The 18,911-nt window shown below is 64.6% G+C and carries 18 protein-coding genes; 10 read left to right on the forward strand and 8 right to left on the reverse strand.

The annotated features are described in order from the left end of the window. Window positions 1–2: 2 nt before the first annotated feature. Entirely contained in the window at window positions 3–185 is a 183-nt protein-coding gene (locus I6F21_RS09135) for a hypothetical protein (RefSeq protein WP_028180446.1), read from the reverse strand. Between the two features lie 328 nt (window positions 186–513). On the opposite strand from I6F21_RS09135, the gene I6F21_RS09140 reads away from it, so the two are divergent. After that, the gene (locus I6F21_RS09140; protein ID WP_225183048.1) at window positions 514–1,470 is read left to right on the forward strand and encodes an alpha/beta hydrolase; all 957 of its coding nucleotides are present in this window, start codon (window positions 514–516) and stop codon (window positions 1,468–1,470) included. A 119-nt stretch (window positions 1,471–1,589) separates the two neighbouring features. Here the strand turns inward: I6F21_RS09140 and cycA are convergent, their stop codons facing one another. Further along, window positions 1,590–1,985, reverse strand: a complete 396-nt coding sequence (cycA, locus tag I6F21_RS09145) for a cytochrome c-550 CycA (protein WP_035997470.1) — start codon at window positions 1,983–1,985, stop codon at window positions 1,590–1,592. A gap of 229 nt (window positions 1,986–2,214) precedes the next feature. Between cycA and I6F21_RS09150 the strand changes: the two genes are divergently transcribed. Continuing rightward, window positions 2,215–3,708: an FAD-linked oxidase C-terminal domain-containing protein gene (locus I6F21_RS09150; RefSeq protein WP_074447681.1), complete on the forward strand. Its 1,494-nt coding sequence runs from the start codon at window positions 2,215–2,217 to the stop codon at window positions 3,706–3,708. A gap of 5 nt (window positions 3,709–3,713) precedes the next feature. On the opposite strand, the gene I6F21_RS09155 is transcribed toward I6F21_RS09150, so the two are convergent. Both I6F21_RS09155 and I6F21_RS09160 read right to left on the reverse strand, forming a co-directional pair. Then, the gene (locus tag I6F21_RS09155) at window positions 3,714–4,484 is read right to left on the reverse strand and encodes a hypothetical protein (RefSeq protein ID WP_225183049.1); all 771 of its coding nucleotides are present in this window, start codon (window positions 4,482–4,484) and stop codon (window positions 3,714–3,716) included. A 111-nt stretch (window positions 4,485–4,595) separates the two neighbouring features. Continuing rightward, window positions 4,596–6,173 carry a sodium:proton antiporter gene (locus tag I6F21_RS09160; RefSeq protein WP_225183050.1) on the reverse strand — a complete coding sequence of 526 codons (1,578 nt, stop codon included), beginning with the start codon at window positions 6,171–6,173 and terminating at the stop codon, window positions 4,596–4,598. Between the two features lie 86 nt (window positions 6,174–6,259). On the opposite strand from I6F21_RS09160, the gene I6F21_RS09165 reads away from it, so the two are divergent. From I6F21_RS09165 to I6F21_RS09185, 5 genes are all read left to right on the forward strand, one after another. Further along, entirely contained in the window at window positions 6,260–7,018 is a 759-nt protein-coding gene (locus tag I6F21_RS09165; RefSeq protein ID WP_225183051.1) for a tetratricopeptide repeat protein, read from the forward strand. A gap of 307 nt (window positions 7,019–7,325) precedes the next feature. Further along, the gene (locus tag I6F21_RS09170) at window positions 7,326–8,717 is read left to right on the forward strand and encodes a tetratricopeptide repeat protein (RefSeq protein WP_036021203.1); all 1,392 of its coding nucleotides are present in this window, start codon (window positions 7,326–7,328) and stop codon (window positions 8,715–8,717) included. A 337-nt stretch (window positions 8,718–9,054) separates the two neighbouring features. Beyond that, on the forward strand, window positions 9,055–10,965 hold the full coding sequence (locus I6F21_RS09175; protein WP_225183052.1) for a propionyl-CoA synthetase: 1,911 nt from the start codon (window positions 9,055–9,057) through the stop codon (window positions 10,963–10,965). A 157-nt stretch (window positions 10,966–11,122) separates the two neighbouring features. Further along, window positions 11,123–11,392, forward strand: coding sequence for a hypothetical protein (locus tag I6F21_RS09180; protein ID WP_057028262.1), 270 nt, complete (start codon window positions 11,123–11,125; stop codon window positions 11,390–11,392). A 193-nt stretch (window positions 11,393–11,585) separates the two neighbouring features. After that, complete coding sequence (locus I6F21_RS09185) at window positions 11,586–12,332, forward strand: OmpW family outer membrane protein (RefSeq protein ID WP_225183053.1); 747 nt, start codon at window positions 11,586–11,588, stop codon at window positions 12,330–12,332. An 83-nt stretch (window positions 12,333–12,415) separates the two neighbouring features. Here the strand turns inward: I6F21_RS09185 and I6F21_RS09190 are convergent, their stop codons facing one another. Beyond that, a complete protein-coding gene (locus tag I6F21_RS09190; protein ID WP_035997500.1) occupies window positions 12,416–13,111 on the reverse strand; it encodes a cell cycle transcriptional regulator TrcR in 696 nt (231 codons plus the stop codon). 263 nt (window positions 13,112–13,374) lie between these two features. Here I6F21_RS09190 and ispH point away from each other — a divergent pair, with 263 nt between their 5' ends. The 3 genes from ispH to rnhA are packed head-to-tail and all read left to right on the forward strand — an operon-like array spanning window position 13,375 to window position 15,794. Then, entirely contained in the window at window positions 13,375–14,343 is a 969-nt protein-coding gene (ispH, locus tag I6F21_RS09195) for a 4-hydroxy-3-methylbut-2-enyl diphosphate reductase (protein ID WP_036021214.1), read from the forward strand. A 6-nt stretch (window positions 14,344–14,349) separates the two neighbouring features. Next, the gene (locus tag I6F21_RS09200; RefSeq protein WP_225183054.1) at window positions 14,350–15,333 is read left to right on the forward strand and encodes a homoserine kinase; all 984 of its coding nucleotides are present in this window, start codon (window positions 14,350–14,352) and stop codon (window positions 15,331–15,333) included. Continuing rightward, on the forward strand, window positions 15,330–15,794 hold the full coding sequence (gene rnhA, locus I6F21_RS09205) for a ribonuclease HI (protein ID WP_057028258.1): 465 nt from the start codon (window positions 15,330–15,332) through the stop codon (window positions 15,792–15,794). The genes I6F21_RS09200 and rnhA overlap by 4 nt, the downstream gene beginning before the upstream one ends. A 160-nt stretch (window positions 15,795–15,954) precedes the next feature. Here rnhA and I6F21_RS09210 read toward each other — a convergent pair whose 3' ends face one another. From I6F21_RS09210 to I6F21_RS09220, 3 genes are all read right to left on the reverse strand, one after another. Then, the gene (locus I6F21_RS09210; protein ID WP_028180275.1) at window positions 15,955–16,440 is read right to left on the reverse strand and encodes a peroxiredoxin; all 486 of its coding nucleotides are present in this window, start codon (window positions 16,438–16,440) and stop codon (window positions 15,955–15,957) included. 108 nt (window positions 16,441–16,548) lie between these two features. Beyond that, window positions 16,549–17,103, reverse strand: coding sequence for a DUF924 family protein (locus tag I6F21_RS09215; RefSeq protein ID WP_225156680.1), 555 nt, complete (start codon window positions 17,101–17,103; stop codon window positions 16,549–16,551). Between the two features lie 15 nt (window positions 17,104–17,118). Next, window positions 17,119–18,804, reverse strand: a complete 1,686-nt coding sequence (locus tag I6F21_RS09220) for a long-chain fatty acid--CoA ligase (RefSeq protein WP_035997514.1) — start codon at window positions 18,802–18,804, stop codon at window positions 17,119–17,121. Between the last annotated feature and the right edge of the window lie 107 nt (window positions 18,805–18,911).

Here is an 18,911-nt window from a genome sequence, read left to right on the forward strand (position 1 = left end):
GCTTAATGCAGCACGCTGCTGCCGCGCTCGACCAGGCCGCGGTCGGCGGCTGCGGCGTAGGCCTTTGCCAGCTCGGTCTCGAGATGCTCGTTGATCAGGAGCAGCGCCCGCACCGCACCGCGCAGGTCGCCGTTGCAGCTCGCGACGATTTCGTCGATTGCAGTATCGTTCGATCTGAAGCTCATCGAAAATTCTCCGGTTCAAACCAGGACAATCCTGCCGGTCTTTCCCGCATCCCCTGATGTTGCGAGGAGGATCGGCGCCCACCCGCGCCTAGATGGCGGAACCGACCATGGCGATTATATGGAAGCTGCGATGACACCCGCATGAAGCTGGTCCGAAGCTTGCGTGCGGCTTTGAATAGCCCTGATTTCATTGAGTTTTCTCGATCGGCAATTATGCACATATCCACAGCCCCTGCATTTTCAGTGGAAGCGCGCACCGCCGGCGGCGAAACTGCCGGCCGAGCAGACCCGTAACTGCCCCGTGCCCAGGATCACCCGGATTCTCTCCATGATCGTGATGTCAGTCGTGACGGCGCTGGTCCTGCTGGCGCTGCTCACGCAGGCCGGAATCGTCGCCGTGCAGCGGGCCTTTCCGCCGCAGGGGCGCATGGTCGATGTCGAGGGCGCCGCGCTTCACGTCGTCGAGATCGGCCCGCGCGAGGCCGCCCCGCCGATCGTGATGCTGCACGGCGCGAGCTCCAACCTCGAAGCGATGCGGCGGCCGCTCGGCGATCTCCTCGCCCGGGATCATCGCGTGATTCTGATCGACCGCCCCGGCCATGGCTGGAGCACGCGCGCAAGCCGGCAGGATTCGACGCCGCAGATTCAGGCGCGCATGATCGACGAGGCGCTCGGCAAGCTCGGGATCGATCGCGCGGTCTTCGTGGTGCATTCCTGGAGCGGCGCCCTCGGCGCGCGGATCGCGCTCGATCACCCGCGCCGCGTGGCAGGTCTCGTGATGCTCGCGCCCGTCACGCATCCCTGGCGCGGCGGTGTCGGGCGCTACAACGAGATCATCGCAACGCCCGTGATCGGCCCGCTGCTCGCCTACACCATCACGCTGCCGCTCGGCTATTTCATCACCGAAGCCGGGGCCCGCAACGTGTTCCTGCCGCAGATCATGCCGGATGGTTTCGTGCAGGACTCCGCGACACCGCTCCTGCTGCGCCCGCGCGAGTTCATCGCCAATGCCTATGATCTGGTGACGCTGAAGGAGTCGGTCGCCGCGCAAGTCGCGCGCTATGGCGCGATTACGGCGCCTGTTACGATCATCGCCGGCGAGCCCGACAAGACGGTGAGAACCAATATCCACGCGCGTCCGTTCGCTGCGGCTGTGTCGAATGCAAAGCTGATCGTGCTGCCCGATGTCGGCCACATGGTGCAGAACGCCGTGCCGGATCTCGTGAAGGCGGAGATCGAGACGATGATCGGAAACATCGCCCCGGCGCAGGCGGTCGCCGACTAAAGCGTTTTTCGAGCGAAGTGGAAACCGGTTCGCGCGAAGAAACGCGTCAGAACAAGAAAGCCAGAGCTTCGATTCTGGTCCGATCAGAACCGAAGCTCTAGCGTCCGCCTCGTGCGCGCTTACTGCTTGATCTTCCCGTCCTTGTCGTATTGGGCAAGGAAGGCCCAGAGATTGTTGATCTCGGTCTCGTTCTTGATGCCGGCGAACGCCATCTTGGTGCCGGGGATCTTGGCCTTGGGATCCTTGATGTATTCCTTGAACGTGGCCTCGTCCCAGGTGATGCCGGAATTCTTGTTGGCGTCCGTGTAGCTATAGCCCTCAACCGCGCCCGACTTGCGGCCGTTGAGGCCGTTGAGCTCCGGGCCAACCTTGTTCTTGGCGCCTTCGCCGATCGCGTGGCAGGCCAGGCACTTGTTGAACGATGTCTTGCCGGCCGCGACATCCTGCGCCATCGCGGCGGGTGCGGTGGCAATGACGGTGAGGATTGTCACCGCGCCGAAAGTCAGTTTTGTCATAAGTGTGCTCTTCGTCTCTTCCCGGGTCAGATGGAGGGTCGTGGTTTTGGCAGGTCCGGTGCAAGTGGACAAGCCGCGAAACTCTGACAGGTTTCCTGCTAGCAGACTTGCCCCAGAGAGAACTTGCGCTGCAACAAAGCAATGCGACCTTCGGAGGACCTACCCAAAGTCCGCAAGACATGATTGATTTGCCGAGATAATTCCATCCGTCGGACGAAGGCTTCTTAAAATGGCCATCATGATGCCCGCAAGCGACCAGGCCGTGCTGGCGCGTCGCAGCGAAATCGTCGCCGCCTTGCGCGCAATCGTGCCGGGCGAGGGCGTGATCGACAGCCTCGCCGAGATGCGGGCCTATGAATCCGACGGGCTGACCGCCTATCGGCAGCCGCCGATGGTCGTGGTGCTGCCCGATACGACCGAGCAGGTCTCGCTCGTCCTGAAATATTGTGCCGCGCAAGGCATCAAGGTGGTTCCGCGCGGCTCCGGCACCTCGCTGTCCGGTGGCGCGCTGCCCCTCGAGGACGGCGTGCTGCTCGGCCTCGGCAAGTTCAAGCGCATCCGCGAGATCGATTTCGACAACCGCGTCGTCGTCACCGAGCCCGGCGTCACCAACCTCGCAATCAGCCAGGCGGTCGCCCATGCCGGCTTCTATTACGCGCCCGATCCGTCCTCGCAGATCGCCTGCTCGATCGGCGGCAACGTGGCGGAAAATTCCGGCGGCGTGCACTGCTTGAAATACGGCATGACCACCAACAACGTGCTCGGCTGCGAGATCGTGCTGATGAGCGGCGAGATCCTGCGCATCGGCGGCAAGGGCTGCGAGAATCCCGGCTATGACCTGATGGGCGTCATCACCGGTTCGGAAGGCCTGCTCGGCGTCATCACGGAGATCACGGTGCGCATCCTGCAGAAGCCGGAAACGGCGCGCGCGCTGATGGTCGGCTTTGCGCAAGTCGAGGCGGCCGGCGAATGCGTGGCCCGCATCATCGGCGCCGGCATCATCCCCGGCGGCATGGAGATGATGGACAAGCCCGCGATCCACGCCGCGGAGGCCTTCGTCCATGCCGGCTACCCGCTCGATGTCGAAGCGCTGCTCATCATCGAGCTCGACGGGCCCAAGATCGAGGTCGACGAGCTGATCACGCGCGTCGAGGCCATTGCGAACGCCTGCGGCTCGACCACCTGCCAGATCTCGACTTCGGAGGCCGAGCGCAACCTGTTCTGGGCCGGCCGCAAGGCCGCGTTCCCCGCCGTGGGCCGCATCTCGCCCGATTATCTCTGCATGGACGGCACCATCCCGCGCGGCGCGCTGCCGAAGGCGCTGGCGCGCATCCGCGAGCTCTCGGAAAAGTACCAGCTCGGCTGCGCCAACGTGTTCCACGCCGGCGACGGCAATCTGCACCCCCTGATCCTCTACGATGCCAACAAGCCCGGCGAGATCGAGCGCGCCGAAGCCTTCGGCGCCGATATCCTGCGCGCCTGCGTCGAGTTCGGCGGCGTGCTCACCGGCGAGCACGGCGTCGGCATCGAGAAGCGCGACCTCATGCCCGACATGTTCAGCGAGATCGACCTCAACCAGCAGCAGCGCCTGAAATGCGCCTTCGACGCGCAGGGCCTGCTCAATCCCGGAAAAGTATTTCCGACCCTGCACCGCTGCGCCGAGCTCGGCCGCATGCACGTCCACGCGGGCAAGCTGGCGTTCCCGGATTTGCCGCGGTTCTAGGTCGCCTACTGCGCCAGCGCCAGGATGCCGCCGGCAAATGCGTGCCACGCCGCCGTTTCGCTGACCGGCCAGTTGAGCACCTTCACCGCCAGAAGCGCGAGCGTGCCCGTGATGTATACCGGATGCACGCGGCCCTCGGCGCGCCAGTCGCGCACCATGGCGACGACAAGCAGAATGGAGGCGACCACAGCAGGCGCGATCGTCACGGGCACCGGCGGCGGGCCGGACGGTCCTGATGGTGCGAGGAAGGTCAGGAACCAGCGCGCGATCGCGGCGTCGAGGATCGAGACCGCCGCGAGCAGCATCAGGCGCTTGTGAACCTCGAGCCTGCGCGTGTTCATGATGGCGAGCGCGAACACCACGGCAAAGAATATGATGCCGCTCAGCGGCACGATCGAGAAGGCGATGCCTGCATCGGCCTGTCCGAGCGCCGCGGCGTTCTTCATCGAGGTCACGGACGCGAAGAAGCCAGAAATGACCATCGCGGTCGCGAGCGAGACGCCGACGATGCCGAACGAGCGGTGATTGACCAGGCGGCCGGAGGCCGCGAGCCAGGTCTGGAGCACGAAATAAAGCGACCAGGTGAAGAACAAGAGTCCGTGAAAATGGATCACCGGGCTTGCGGACAATGTCCGGTGAGCGAGCGGCACCCAATAGGTCGGTGCGAAGCCGAGAAAGGCAGTGGCGGCGCAGGCGAGCGCCATGTGGAGATAAAAATATCGTGCAGGCGACGCATCACGCGCGCGTACACGACGGTCGTCAATCAGGGTCGTCATCAGGGGTGAGTCTGGAGAGGCGGGGTTTGGTTCAAGCTGCGGGATGCTGTGTGTGACTCGGCGCACATTGCAGAGCGCCCAAACTCTTGTCGGGACGACAGCGGAGAGACATCATCCGCCCGCGCTCAATTCTGCGCGATCGAGCTCCTCCTCGAGCCGATGAAACGCATCGTCGCCGATCACCTCGGTGGCGCGCAGGTCGAAGATCGCCTTGCGCGCGGCCTCGATAGCGCGGCGGCGCAGGGGATCGGCGGGCAGTTCGCCGTTGCTGATGCCGCCGTTGGGATCGGTCTCGGCCTGCATCAGGATGGCGCGATATTCGAGCCGCAGGATTTCCGCCTCCTCCGACGGATCGCTCTCGATCGCATCGAGCGCGGCGCGATAGGCCACGGCGCGGCCGCGGGCGACCTCGATGCCGACGGGATCGTCGTCCTTGAGGTTGAAAGCGAGGATCAGCGGCCGCAGCGTCAGGCCCTGGATCACCAGCGATCCCAGCACCACCGCAAACGCGATGAAGACGATGAAGTCACGATAGGGAAAGTTTTCCGGCAGGGCAAAGGCGGTGGCGAGCGTGACGAGGCCGCGCATGCCGCACCAGGAGATGATGAGCCCGCCCTTGGGCGAGGCCACCTGCTGCGGATCCTTGGGATGATAGAGCCCCTGCGCGATCAGCACCCGCAGGCTCGTGCGATAGAACGTCACCCAGAACAGGCGTACCAGGATCACCGTAAGCAGGATCCAGGCGGCGGCCACGCAATATTCCCAGCGCACGTCCGCATCCAGCCGCGTCCAGATCGGCCGCATCTGCATGCCGATCAGCATGAAGGCGAGCACGTTGAGCACGAACACGGTCGTCTCCCACACCGCATAGGACGGCACCCGCAGCCGCGCCGGGATGCGCGCCGGTGCGGTGCGCGCGACCGTGATGGCGTAGACCACGATGGTGAGGATGCCGGAGAGACCGAGATGCTCGGCGGCGATCCAGACCATGAAGGTGGTGGCGAACTGCACGATGATGGCGCTCGGCGCCTCCGTCACCCGCTCCATGAACAGCGGAATGATGCGGCCTGCGGCCAGACCAGCGATGACGCTGCCGACCAGCGCCAGCGCCATGGTCGGGGCGACCTGGCTCCAGGTCAGATGCTCGGTGGCGACCGCGCCGACGGCGATGCGATAGATCAGCAGCGCGCTGGCATCGTTGAGCAGGCTTTCGCCCTCCAGCACCTTGACCATGCGGTGGGGCAGCTTGACCTGGCTCAGGATCGCAACCGCAGCGGCCGCATCCGGCGGCGCCACGATGGCGCCGAGCGCGACCGCGGCGGCCCAGGGCATGTCGGGCATCAGCCGGTGCGCGACATAGGCCACGGCGGCCGTGGTGAGGCCGACCGCGGCCACCACCAGGGTCGAGACCGGAACCCAGTTCTTGCGAAGGTCGCGCAGCGACGTGTCGAAGGCGGCATCGAGCAGGACCGGCGCGACAAAAAGGGCAAGGGCGAGGTCGGGCTCCAGCGTCCAGGTCGGGCTCGACGGCACGAAGGCGATCAGCGCGCCGCCGATGGCGAGAAAGGTCGGGTAGGGCACCTTGATCCGCCGCGCCAGCGCCGATAAGCCAACCGCGCCGAGCAGCAACACAATGATCCATTCGAATGTCGACACGATGATCCCCGAAGCCGATTTCAGCGGCGCCACAAGCTAGCACCAATCCGGCCGTATGATGGATAGTGCGGCTTCAAGGCAAGAGCTTAACATCGACGACAAGGCTTCGACTGCAACGCATGCGTTTTCTCATTCAGCTGATCGGCGCCGGACTGCTCTATGCGCTCTCGTTCGCCCCGGCCGATGCCGCGACCGGCGGCGAGCCGGTGGCTGTGACGCAGGTCGATGTCGCGCCCTGCCTCGCCGCGGCCGCAGCCGATGACATGGACAAGGCCGCCACTGCCTGCGCCGAAGTGATCGACAACGAGAAGACGACGAAGGCCGATCTGATCAAGGCTCTGATCGCGCGCGCTGCGCTCTATGCGCGGCACAATCAGGTGGACCATGCCATCGCCGACGACAGCCGTGCTCTTCTGCTCGATCCCGGCCTTGCCGACGTCTTCAATGCGCGCGGCGAACTCTGGCTGAAGAAGGGTGACAAGCCGAAGGCGGTGCAGGATTTCGGCGCAGCGCTCAGGATCGATCCGAACCACGAGAAGGCCAAAGCCAATCACAAGGCGATGGCGCGCGAGATCGAGCGGATCGGCGCGCAGATGGCGGTCGCCGGCAAGCCCAGCTTCAATTGCGGGCGAGCGCGTCGGGCGGTGGAACGGGCGATCTGCGGCAATCGCGAGCTCGCCGATCTCGATCGCGAGGTCTTTGCCTCCAATGCCCGTGCGATCCGGGAGGCGCGCAATGCGGCCGAGGTCAAAGCGCTCCAGCGCGAGCAGGTCGAGTTCATCGCGCGCCGCAATGCCGATTTCGGCCGGCCGGGATACGACCTGAAGAAGGCGATGCAGCAGCGCTTGCAGCGGCTGAACGGTGTGGATGGATATTGAGATTTTCGCCTCTCCCGGCAAGCGGCAGGGCAATCGCATTTGAATATTGCAGGGGTCGTCATGCCCGGGCTTGTCCCGGGCATCCACGTTCTTTGTGCCGTGTGAAAAGGCGTGGACCGGCCGGGACGAGCCCGGCCATGACGCTGTGGAGACAGCCGGTGCCCACAGCCACATCTCATATGCGATAGTCCTGCCCAAGCAGGGCGAGGGAGAGCCGGCAGCGCTCCGTCCCTCCCAGGCCCGGTTTGAACCCATCGCTTGCCAGCTGCGACAACGGTGAGAACCCGACGTCACGGAGCCCTATGTCATGTGCGGCACTCACGCCTCCGCGCAAGCGCTTTCACCTGCCAAAATCTCGCTTCGCGCCCTCTTTCTCGGCGCGGCCATGAGTTTCGTTCTCGCGGCTCCCGCCGCGGCGAGCACCGAGTGCGTGCTGGGAAGCAAGGCCGCCCCGGTCGAGTTGATCTCCGCGTGCAGCGCCATCATCGACCAGACCGCCAATTCGGCCGCCGAACGCAGCGCGGCCCTCGTCGTCCGCGCCGAAGCCAATGCGCAGACCCTTGGAGGCCAGTCACAGGCGCTGCGGGATCTCGACCGCGCCATCGCGCTCGACGGCAAGAACGCGAAGGCTTGGCGCGTGCGAGGCGATCTCCTGCGCGAGGCCGGCGGCGATCTCAACCGCGCCGCGGCGGATCTGACCAAGGCGATCGAGCTCGACCCGCAGGATGCCGAAGCTTACGAGCTGCGCGGCGTCGTCTACACCAATCAGCGCCGCCTCGACCGCGCACTCGCCGATTACGACCAGGCGATCAAGCTGAAGCCGGACGATGCGCAAGCCTGGTCCGACCGTGGTGTGGCCTATTATCTCGGCGGCGACAACGAGAAGGCGATCAGAAATTTCGACGAGGCGCTGCGGCTCGATCCCGACCGCGCGCGCACCTACACCAATCGCGGCGCGGCCTACAAGAAGCTCGGCCAGCTCGACAAGGCGGTCGCCGACGACGGCGAGGCGATCAGGCTCGACCCGAAGGTGCCGGAATATTACGACAACCGCGGCCTGACCTATGCTGCGATGGGCGAGTACGACAAGGCGATTGCCGATTACGACCAGGCGATCCGGCGGGAACAGCGCGCCAACTTCCTGACCAACCGCGGCGACTCCTACCAGTTCAAAGGCGAGCTCGGGGCGGCGCTGAGCGACTACGAGGCTGCGCTGAAGCTCGATCCGAATTTCGCCAAGACCTACAACAACCGCGCGGTGCTCTACAAGAAGATGGGCGAGCGCAAGAAGGCGCTTGCCGATTATGAGACGGCGCTGAAGCTGGATCCCGGCAACGAGAATGCAGCGAACGGCCGCCGCAGCATGATTGCCGAGATCGCCAGGTTCGGCGCGGCGTCGCCGGGCCCAATGCATGCGCGCTCGGCCGACGATAGCGGTCCGTCCTTCAAGTGCGCCACCGCCAAGCGTGAGGTCGAGAAAGTGATCTGCGCCGATCCGCAGCTCGGCGTGCTCGACCGTCAGATCGCCGAGACCTATGAACGCGTGCTGAGGGCTTCCAAAGGACGTTCCGCTAGCGACCTGCGCAAGACCCAGCGCGAGTTCCTCACGACGCGCAATGCGAGCTTCCGCCGCCCCGGATACGATCTGAAGAGGATCATGCAGGACCGCTTGCAGCGGCTGAACGCGATGGAGAGCTGAGAGGCTCTTCTTCGCCTCTCCCCGCCTGCGGGGAGAGGCCGGAATTTGCGTCAGCAAATTCCGGGTGAGGGGACTCTCTGCGAGTCCAATTTGCACGATGATTGCGGATGCAGCCCCTCACCCTAACCCTCTCCCCGTAAGAGCGGGGAGAGGGAGCGCACCGCCCGTGCCGCAGCCGCGCGCCTCCGCCAAAAAACCCATCCTTTTCAGCTTGAACCGCGGCCCGTTCCCGGGAAAATGGCTCCAAACAAGGCCGGCAATTGATCCTGGTCATGGCGGGGCGCCTGTCCTGCCACGAGGTTCAAGCCAGGTGAATAAAGGGAACGGGAGCGCGGGAATGAATATCCAGGGCAAAAGCAGCTATCATGAAGTCCATGCGCGCTCGCTGGCCGATCCCGAGGGCTTCTGGGCCGAGGCGGCGAAGGAGATCGACTGGATCGAGCCTGCGACCAAGGTCTTCGATCCCTCGCAAGGAACCTACGGCCGCTGGTTCGCCGGCGGCGTCGTCAACACCTGCTACAACGCCCTCGACCGCCACGTCGAACGGGGCCGCGCCGACCAGGTCGCGCTGATCCATGATTCGCCGCTGACGGGCTCGGTCACCAAGTTCACCTATGCTGAACTGCTGAACGAGGTCCAGGCGCTCGCCGCAATCATGCAGGATTTCGGTGTCGCCAAAGGCGATCGTGTCATCCTCTATATGCCGATGGTGCCGGAGGCGGTGGTCGCGATGCTCGCCTGCGCGCGGCTCGGTGCGGTGCACTCGGTGGTGTTCGGCGGCTTTGCCGCGAAGGAGCTTGCCACCCGCATCGACGATGCGCAGCCCAAGCTGATCCTGTCCGCCAGCTGCGGCATCGAGCCCGGCCGCATCGTGCAGTACAAGCCGCTGCTCGACGAGGCGATCAAGCTTGCCAGCAGCAAGCCGAAGGCCTGCATCGTGCTGCAGCGTCCGCAGCTCACCTGCGAGATGACGCCGAGCCGCGATTACGACTGGGCCAGCCTGCGGCGCAAGGCGCTGAACGACGGCAAGCGCGCGGCGTGCGTGCCTGTCGCCGCGACAGACCCGCTCTACATCCTCTATACCTCGGGCACAACAGGCGTGCCGAAGGGCGTCGTGCGCGACAATGGCGGGCATCTCGTCGCGGTGAAATGGTCGATGTTCAACCTCTACGGCGTCAAGCCGGGCGAGGTCTGGTGGTGCGGCTCCGACATCGGCTGGGTGGTCGGCCACAGCTACATCGTTTACGGCCCGCTGCTGCATGGCGCGACCACGATCATGTACGAGGGCAAGCCGGTCGGCACGCCCGACGCCGGCGCGTTCTGGCGCGTGATCTTTGAGCACAAGGCGGTGGCCTTCTTCACCGCGCCGACGGCCTTCCGCGCCATCCGCAAGGAAGACCCGGAAGGGAAATTCATCCGGCAGTACGACCTCTCGAAATTCCGTACCCTGTTCCTCGCCGGCGAGCGCGCCGATCCGCCGACCGTGGAATGGGCGGAGCAGCAGCTGAAGGTACCGGTGATCGACCATTGGTGGCAGACCGAGACCGGCTGGTGCATCGCCGGCAATCCGGTCGGCCTCGGCATGCTGCCGGTGAAGCACGGCTCGCCGACGGTGCCGATGCCGGGCTATCAGGTCGATGTCGTCGACGAAGCGGCAAAGCCGGTCGGCCCCAACACCATGGGCTCGATCGTCATCAGGCTGCCGATGCCGCCGGGCTGCCTGCCGACGCTGTGGAATCAGGACGCGCGCTTCAAGGAGGCTTACCTGAGCGAATTCCCCGGCTATTACAAAACCTCCGACGCCGGCTACAAGGACGAGGACGGCTATGTCTTCGTGATGGGCCGCACCGACGACATCATCAACGTCGCCGGCCATCGCCTCTCCACCGGCGGCATGGAGGAGATTTTGGCCTCGCATCCCGATGTCGCCGAATGCGCCGTGCTCGGCGTCAAGGACGCGATCAAGGGCGAGGTGCCCTGCGGCTTCCTGGTGCTGAAAGCGGGCGTGAAGCGCCCGCCCGCCGAGATCGAGAAGGAGATCGTCGCGCTGGTGCGCGACAAGCTCGGCCCGGTCGCCGCGTTCAAGCTCGCCATCACCGTCGGCCGCCTCCCCAAGACGCGCTCCGGAAAGATTCTGCGCGGCACCATCAAGAAGATCGCCGACGGAGAATCCTGGACCATGCCGGCGACGATCGAGGATCCCAAGGCACTCGAGGAGATCGGCGAGGCGCTGAAGGGACGGATGTGAGGCGAAGCGTCATCCCGGGGCGGGAAGGGCGTTGCTCACCGCTCTCCACTGTCATCGCCCGCCTATGCGGGGAACGACAGCGAGCGTGGAACGGCGTCCAGGGACTTACAATCTCCGCATTCCGCGCTAAACAGTGCCGGCCGATAGGGAACCTCGTATGCCACTTGCCGCCGCGCCACGCCTGCTGACCGCCTTAGCTCTCGCCGTCGCTCTCTCCGCCTGCTCGGCACGCTACCAGAATCCGGTGGCGGCGAGCGGCGATGATGACGACGCCGTCTGCCAGAGCCGGGGCTATGCGCAGGGCTCGCCGGATTACGTGGCCTGCCGCAAGGACCGCGACGTCCAGCGCAACGCCGCCACCGCGCGCGCCGACCGCCGCCAGCGCGATCTCGGCGAGTACATGCTGAACAACCCCGTGCGCCCGTGATGTGAGCTGCGGCACTATGCTGCCGCGCCACCCGCTTCGCATTCTCGGTTTCCGTGACACATCTGCAACGCCGGGGGCCAAATCGCGTCGCGATAGTCCTGGTTTGATCGGCATCAAATCCTTCACCATCCTCTTTCTGCTCTGACGCTGATGTCGCGCAACGACGCGTCGACATGGTTGAAGGGGATTGAAAATGGATGGAACGATAAGAAACTTGGCGCGGGTCGCGACGCTCGGCGCGATGCTCGTGGGCACTTTTGCATCAATGCAGGCGGCAGATCTGCCGGTCTACAAGAAGGCGCCGGTGCCGGTGGAGGCGTTCAATCCGTGGATGATCCGCCTGCGGGTGCTCGGCGTATTGCCGGATGCGGGCGGGAGCACCGTCAATGTCGCGGGCGTGCCTTCGCTGTCGTCGCCGAATTCAGGCCTGTCGATCAGCGACCAGGTCGTCCCCGAGCTCGACATCAGCTATTTCTTCACCAAGAACATCGCTGCCGAATTGATCCTGGGCGTGACCAGGCATTCGATCAGCGGCACCGGCTCGCTCGCGAATCTGCCGATCGGCAAGACCACGCTGCTGCCGCCGACGCTGACGCTGCAATATCACTTCGACCAGTTCGGCGCGTTCAAGCCGTATGTCGGCGCGGGCGTGAACTACACCGTGTTCTTCAACAATTCCGCGGCCAATGCGCCTTCCGCGATCGCCGGTCCGCCCGCGATCGTCGCCACCACCACCAACCTGCACGTCAGCAACGCCTGGGGCGGCGCCGTCCAGTTCGGCTTCGACTACATGATCGACCGGCACTGGGGTCTCAATGTCGACGTCAAGAAGCTCTGGCTGCGCCCGTACTACAGCGCCATCGTCTCCGGCCTGCCGGTCACCGGCACCGCGCATATCGATCCGTGGCTGGTCGGCGCGGGTGTGACCTACAAGTTCTGACCTGAAGCCCAGCTCGGGCGTACAAACAAAACGCGGCAGGTTTTCCTGCTGCGTTTGCGTTGATGGTGGATGAACGGGAGGAATTACTCCTCCTCGTCCTCGTGCTTCTTGCCGCCGAGCGTCTTCAGCTTGGCGAACACGGCGTCGACGTTGAGGTCGTCGCTGGACTTCTCCGCGGGCTCGTACTCGTCCTTGCGGGTGGTCTCGGAGGCCGGCAGCAGGGTGGCGCCGCCATAGGCTGCGTCGATCGGCTTCTCCTTCGCCGCGCGCTGCACCTCGAAATCGAGCTCGATCTGCGAGCACAGGCCGAGCGTGACCGGGTCGATCGGGGTCAGCGCCGAGGTGTTCCAGTGGGTACGGTCGCGCACGCTCGCGATCGTGCTCTTGGTGGTGCCGACCAGGCGCATGATCTGGGCGTCCTTGAGCTCCGCATGGTTGCGCAGCAGCCAGAGGATGGCGCTCGGGCGCTCATGGCGGCGCGAGACCGGGGTGTAACGCGGGCCCTTGCGCTTGGGCTGGGGCGGCAGCACCACCTTGCTCTCCTGGAGGCGGAGCCGGTAGTCCGGGTTCTTCTCGCCCTTCTCGATTTCCTCGCGGGTCAGCTGGCCATTGGAGAGGGGATCCATGCCCTTGATGCCCTGGGCGGCGTCGCCGTCGGCGATGGCACGCACCTCGAGGGGATGCATCTTGGTGAAATCGGCGACCTGGTCGAAGGTCAGCGCGGTGTTGTCGAGCAGCCAAACGGCGGTCGCCTTGGGCATCAGAGGTGCGTTGCTCATGGCAAATCTCCTTTGTGCTTCGCCCACCCCTCTGGAGGCGAAACCGGTGGTCATCAGCGATGACAGGGAATTCGCGTTATATAAGCCCGGAGGGGGTAGCCATGCAATGGTTCTGCTATAGATAGTGCCTTGACACCGCCCGAAAGGGGGCCCAATTCCCTTTGAACCGCTGTAAGGTTCAAGCCGACAGTTTTAAGCCAAATTCCCATCCATCGACCGCCCCGGCAGAACGCGATCGGGTGATTCGGTCCCGAGATCGCTCAATGTCAGCCAAACCAGACCTCAAGATCGTGCTTTGTTCTCCCCGCGGCTTCTGTGCCGGGGTGGTCCGGGCGATCGACACCGTGGAACGGGCGCTCGATAAGTACGGCGCCCCCGTCTATGTTCGCCACGAGATTGTGCACAACAAGTACGTCGTCGATGGGTTGAAGAAGAAGGGCGCCATCTTCGTCGAGGAGCTCGCCGAAATCCCCGAGAATACCACCGCCCCGGTGGTGTTCTCGGCCCATGGCGTACCGAAATCGGTTCCGGCCGACGCCCAGTCCCGCAACCTGTTCTCGCTGGATGCGACTTGCCCGCTGGTGACCAAGGTGCATCGCGAGGCCGCGATCCATTTCAAGCGCGGCCGCGAGATCTTCCTGATCGGCCATTCCCACCATCCCGAGGTAGTCGGCACGCTCGGTCAGCTGCCGCCCGGCGCAGTGACCCTGATTGAGACCGCCGAGGATGCCAAGACCATCACGCCGAAGGACCCCAACAACCTCGCCTTCGTGACGCAGACCACGCTGTCGATCGACGACACCGCGGAGATCGTCGCGCTGCTCAAGGAACGCTTCCCCAACATCAACGGGCCGCACAAGGAAGACATCTGCTACGCCACCACCAACCGCCAGCTCGCGGTGAAGAAGGTGGCGCCGGTGGTGGACGCGCTCATCGTGGTCGGTGCTCCCAACTCGTCGAACTCGCAGCGCCTGCGCGAGGTTGCCGAGCGCGAGGGCTGCAAGATCGCGGTGCTGGCGCAGCGCGCCGCGGACCTCGACTGGACCAGGTTCGGCAACATCAAGAGCCTTGGCATCACCGCTGGCGCGTCCGCGCCTGAGGTGATCGTCGAGGAGATCATGGACGCCTTCGCCGAGCGCTACACGCTGCACGTGGAGACGGTCTCGGCCGCGGAAGAGAACGAGTTCTTCCCGTTGCCGCGTCAGGTGCGCCCCGAAGCTGCCGCCGAGTAGACCTTGATGGCGGTCTACACCGACGTCGCCGCCGACGAGCTTGCGGATTTCCTGAAGCAATACGATCTCGGCGAATTGCTCTCCTACAAGGGCATCGCCGAGGGCGTCGAAAATTCCAACTTCCTGCTGCACACAAGCAAAGGCTCGTTCATCCTCACGCTGTACGAAAAGCGCGTGGCAAGGAACGATCTGCCGTTCTTTCTCGCGCTGATGACGCATCTGGCCGAGCACGGCGTCAATTGTCCGCTGCCTGTGAAGGCAAGAGACGGCGAGGCGCTGTGCGAGCTGGCAGGCCGGCCCGCAGCGATCATCACCTTCCTCGAAGGCGTCTGGCCGCGCAAGCCGAACGCGACCCATTGCGCCGGGGTCGGCGAGGGGCTGGCGAAGATGCATCTGGCAGGCGCGAATTTTGCGATCAAGCGCACCAATGCGCTCTCGGTTTCCGGCTGGCGACCGCTGTTCGACGCAGCTTCAAGCCGCGCCGACGAGGTGCAGCCCGGTCTGCGCGATTTTCTTGCCGCCGAACTTGATTATCTCTCGAGCGGCGTCTGGCCGAGCAACCTGCCCGAAGGCGTGATCCACGCCGACCTTTTCAACGACAACGTCTTTTTCCTCGGCGACAAGCTCTCGGGGATCATCGACTTCACCTTCGCCTGCAACGACATGCTGGCCTATGACGTCGCGATCTGCCTCAACGCCTGGTGCTTCGAGCCGGATCATTCCTTCAACGTCACCAAGGCGCGTGCCTTCCTCAACGCCTATGGCCGGGTGCGCAAGCTGAGCGAAGCCGAAGAGGCCGCGCTGCCGCTGCTGGCGCGGGGCGCGGCGATCCGCTTCCTGCTGACGCGGCTGGTCGACTGGCTCAACGTGCCCGCAGGCGCGCTGGTCAAGCCGAAGGATCCGCTCGAGTATGTCCGCAAGCTGCGCTTCCATCAGAGCGTGACGAGCGTGCGCGATTATGGGCTGATGCCGTCGGGGCTGGTGGCGTGAGCGAGCTACCCAATGTCACGATCTACACCGACGGCGCCTGCTCGGGAAATCCCGGGCCGGGCGGCTGGGGCGCGATCCTGAAGTTCGGCGACAAGGAGAAAGAGCTGAACGGCGGCCAGCCGCACACCACCAACAACCAGATGGAATTGATGGCGGCGATCTCGGCGCTGGAAGCGCTGAAGCGGCCGTGCACGGTCGACCTCTACACCGACAGCCAGTATGTCCGGCAGGGCATCACCGGCTGGATCTTCGGCTGGAAGCGCAACGGCTGGCGCACCGCCGACAAGAAGCCGGTGAAGAATGTCGAGCTATGGCAGCGCCTCGACGCAGCGCTGAAGCAGCACGAGGTCCGCTGGCACTGGGTCAAGGGCCACGCCGGCCACCCCGAGAACGAGCGCGCCGACCAGCTGGCGCGCGATGGCATCGTGAAGGCGCGGTTGCAGCAGCGGGTGAGGGAGTAGGGGCGCCATCGTCGCCTCATTCACCACTGTCATCGCCCGGCTTGACCGGGCGATCCAGTACTCCGATACGTTTCTGATTCAACCGAGAAGCCTCGGCGTACTGGATGCCCCGCCTTCGCGGGGCATGACAGCGTCATGTGTGGCTAAGACCGGTGGCGCCTCACAGCTGCCCGAGCAGCGTATCGCCGCCGGAGACCTCGACCTTGCCGGGCATCGCCTCGAGGTTCAGCTTCTTGACCACGCCGTCCTCGATCAGCATCGAATAGCGCTTGGAGCGGATGCCGAGGCCGTTGGCGGAGGCGTCCAGCTCCATGCCGATCGCCTTGGTGAAGTCGGCATTGCCGTCGGCGAGGAAGACGGCCTCGTCGCGCTGGTCGGTGTCGCGCTTCCAGGCGTTCATGACGAAGGCGTCGTTGACGGAGACGATGGCGATGGTGTCGACACCCTTGTCCTTCATGGCATAGGCGTTGAGGAAGATGCTCGGCAGATGCATCTTGTGGCAGGTGCCGGTATAGGCGCCGGGGACCGCGAACAGCGCCACCTTCTTGCCCTTGAAGATGTCGTCGGTGGTCTTCACCTGCGGGCCTTCCGCCGTCATCACGCGGAATTTCGCCTCGGGCAGCTTGTCGCCAATCTGGATCGCCATCGTCACTCTCCCTGAAAATCGGTCCCGCTTTTTAGACCGGGCGGCGGGCCTGCACAATATTGCCAGTGGCGGAAGCGGCGAGGATGGCGGCCGTTCACCGTGATGTCATCAGCCGGCAAAACCGCCGCCGTCGAGGAAGGCCTGCTCCTCCTCGGTGGTGTCGCGGCCGAGGAGACGGTTGCGGTGGGGAAAGCGGCCGAACCGCGCGATGATATCGGCGTGGTCGCGCGCGTATTTCAGGCTTTCGGTATTGTCGGTGTTTCGAAACAGCGCGACGCAATGCAACTGGTCGGCCAGGTGCTCGGAATGCATGAAGGGCAAATAGAGGAATTCCAGCAGGAGGGGATCGACCCTGCGATCGACGCCGCGCGCGATGGCGCGGCGGGCGACGTCGCGCGCCTGTGCGTCGCTGGCAAAGGCCTGCGGCGTGCCGCGAAACATGTCGCGGGGAAACTGGTCGAGCACGATGACGAGTGCCAGCACGCCGTCGTCGCTTGTCTCCCATGAGGCAAGCTCGCCGGCGGCCGCCTTCTGCCACAGCGAGAGAAAGCGGCGTCGTATCTCCGCATCGAAATCATCGCTGCGCTCGTACCAGCGTTGGCGCCCGGCCTCTCGCCAGAAGGCGAGAACGCCTGATGGCGTGATGTCGCGGGCGTCAGCCATGAACGGAGGCGCGCCTTACGCCGCCTCCGCCTTCTTCTCGTCGCGCAGCTGCCGACGCAGGATCTTGCCGACATTGGTCTTCGGCAGGTCATTGCGGAATTCGACGTGCTTGGGCACCTTGTAGCCGGTGAGCTGGTCGTGACAGAACTTGATCACGGCATCCGCCGTGAGGTTCGGATCCTTCTTCACCACGAAGGCCTTCACCGCTTCGCCCGACTTGGAATCGGGGATGCCGATCACGGCGCATTCGAGCACGCCTGGATGGCTCGCGATGACTTCCTCGACCTCGTTCGGATAGACGTTGAAGCCGGAGACCAGGATCATGTCCTTCTTGCGGTCGACGATCTTGATATAGCCCCTCTCGTCCATCACGCCGATGTCGCCGGTGCGGAAATAGCCGTCCGCGGTCATCACCTTGGCGGTTTCTTCCGGCCTGTTCCAGTAGCCGGACATCACCTGCGGGCCCTTGGCGCAGATCTCGCCCGCCTGGCCGAGCGGGACCTCGTTGCCCTCGTCGTCCCGGATCGAGATGTAAGTCGACGGCACGGGGATGCCGATCGAGCCGGCGAACTCGGTCGCCGTGGGCGGATTGCAGGTCAGGACAGGCGACGTCTCCGACAGGCCGTAGCCCTCGGCGATGCTGCAGCCTGTGATGTTCTTCCATTGCTCGGCAACGGGGCGCTGCACCGCCATGCCGCCGCCGTTCGAGATCTTCAGCTTGGAGAAGTCGAGCTTCTTGAAGTCGGGATGGTTCATTAAGGCGTTGTAGAGCGTGTTCACGGCCGGGAAGGTGTTGACCTGGTATTTCGCCAGCTCCTTGATAAAGCCGGGTATGTCGCGCGGGTTCGGGATCAGCAGGTTGCAGCCGCCGGCGCGCACAGCCAGCAGATAACAGGCCGTCAGCGCGAAGATGTGATAGAGCGGCAGCGCGCAGACGATCATGAGCTGCTCGACATGCGGCGGCGAAGCGAGCGCCGGCTGCAGCCAGGCATCGTTCTGCAAGACGTTGGCGACGATGTTGCGATGAAGCAACGTGGCGCCCTTGGAGACGCCGGTGGTGCCGCCGGTATATTGCAGGAAGGCGACGTCACCGGGCGACAGCTTCGGCTTGTTGAACGTCATGCCGCGGCCGGCGGACAGCGCGTCGTTGAAGGAGACCGAGCCCGGCAACGACCAGGCCGGTACCATCTTTTTGACCCGGCGGACGACGAGGTTGACGATCACGCCCTTGAAGCCGAGCAGGTCTCCCATGCTGGCGACGATGACGTGCTTCACCTGCGTCTTCGCGATCACCTGCTCGACGGTGTGGGCGAAGTTCTCCAGCACGATGATCGCTTCGGCGCCCGAATCCTTCAGCTGGTGCTCGAGCTCGCGCGGCGTATAGAGCGGGTTGACGTTGACCACCGCGAAACCGGCGCGCAGCACGGCGGCCGTCGCGACCGGGTATTGCAGCACGTTCGGCATCATGATGGCGATACGCGCGCCGCGCTGCAGCCCGCGGCCCTGCAAGTAAGCGGCAAGCGCGACCGACATCTGGTCGAGGTCGCGATAGCTGATCGACTTGTCCATGCAGATGAATGCCTTGCGGTCGGCGAACTTGGTGAAGCTCTCCTCCAGCAGGTCGACCAGCGATGCGTATTGCGTCGGCTCGATATCGGCAGGCACGCCGGGCGGATATTGCTTGAGCCAGATGCGCTCCATGGAAGACTCCCCTCATTGACCAGGGCCCGTTGTTCTCGGGCTTGCCTCGTTGTCGCCAGTATCCAGCTTGCCGGAACGGGTGGCAAGCCGTCGTGGCTTAGGGCAAA

The organism is Bradyrhizobium sp. NBAIM03, from assembly GCF_020194055.1.
GTDB classification, from domain to species: Bacteria; Pseudomonadota; Alphaproteobacteria; order Rhizobiales; family Xanthobacteraceae; genus Bradyrhizobium; species Bradyrhizobium yuanmingense.

Excerpts from the sequence above, each read along its gene's own strand:
- I6F21_RS09220 (WP_035997514.1), bottom strand. The coding sequence starts at position 18,804 with ATGGAGCGCATCTGGCTCAAGCAATATCCGCCCGGCGTGCCTGCCGAT.
- I6F21_RS09155 (WP_225183049.1), bottom strand. The coding sequence starts at position 4,484 with ATGACGACCCTGATTGACGACCGTCGTGTACGCGCGCGTGATGCGTCG.
- I6F21_RS09200 (WP_225183054.1), top strand. The coding sequence starts at position 14,350 with ATGGCGGTCTACACCGACGTCGCCGCCGACGAGCTTGCGGATTTCCTG.
- I6F21_RS09190 (WP_035997500.1), bottom strand. The coding sequence starts at position 13,111 with ATGAGCAACGCACCTCTGATGCCCAAGGCGACCGCCGTTTGGCTGCTC.
- I6F21_RS09140 (WP_225183048.1), top strand. The coding sequence starts at position 514 with ATGATCGTGATGTCAGTCGTGACGGCGCTGGTCCTGCTGGCGCTGCTC.
- I6F21_RS09170 (WP_036021203.1), top strand. The coding sequence starts at position 7,326 with ATGTGCGGCACTCACGCCTCCGCGCAAGCGCTTTCACCTGCCAAAATC.
- I6F21_RS09150 (WP_074447681.1), top strand. The coding sequence starts at position 2,215 with ATGGCCATCATGATGCCCGCAAGCGACCAGGCCGTGCTGGCGCGTCGC.
- I6F21_RS09180 (WP_057028262.1), top strand. The coding sequence starts at position 11,123 with ATGCCACTTGCCGCCGCGCCACGCCTGCTGACCGCCTTAGCTCTCGCC.
- I6F21_RS09175 (WP_225183052.1), top strand. The coding sequence starts at position 9,055 with ATGAATATCCAGGGCAAAAGCAGCTATCATGAAGTCCATGCGCGCTCG.
- I6F21_RS09165 (WP_225183051.1), top strand. The coding sequence starts at position 6,260 with ATGCGTTTTCTCATTCAGCTGATCGGCGCCGGACTGCTCTATGCGCTC.
- I6F21_RS09215 (WP_225156680.1), bottom strand. The coding sequence starts at position 17,103 with ATGGCTGACGCCCGCGACATCACGCCATCAGGCGTTCTCGCCTTCTGG.
- ispH (WP_036021214.1), top strand. The coding sequence starts at position 13,375 with ATGTCAGCCAAACCAGACCTCAAGATCGTGCTTTGTTCTCCCCGCGGC.
- I6F21_RS09135 (WP_028180446.1), bottom strand. The coding sequence starts at position 185 with ATGAGCTTCAGATCGAACGATACTGCAATCGACGAAATCGTCGCGAGC.
- I6F21_RS09185 (WP_225183053.1), top strand. The coding sequence starts at position 11,586 with ATGGATGGAACGATAAGAAACTTGGCGCGGGTCGCGACGCTCGGCGCG.
- cycA (WP_035997470.1), bottom strand. The coding sequence starts at position 1,985 with ATGACAAAACTGACTTTCGGCGCGGTGACAATCCTCACCGTCATTGCC.
- I6F21_RS09210 (WP_028180275.1), bottom strand. The coding sequence starts at position 16,440 with ATGGCGATCCAGATTGGCGACAAGCTGCCCGAGGCGAAATTCCGCGTG.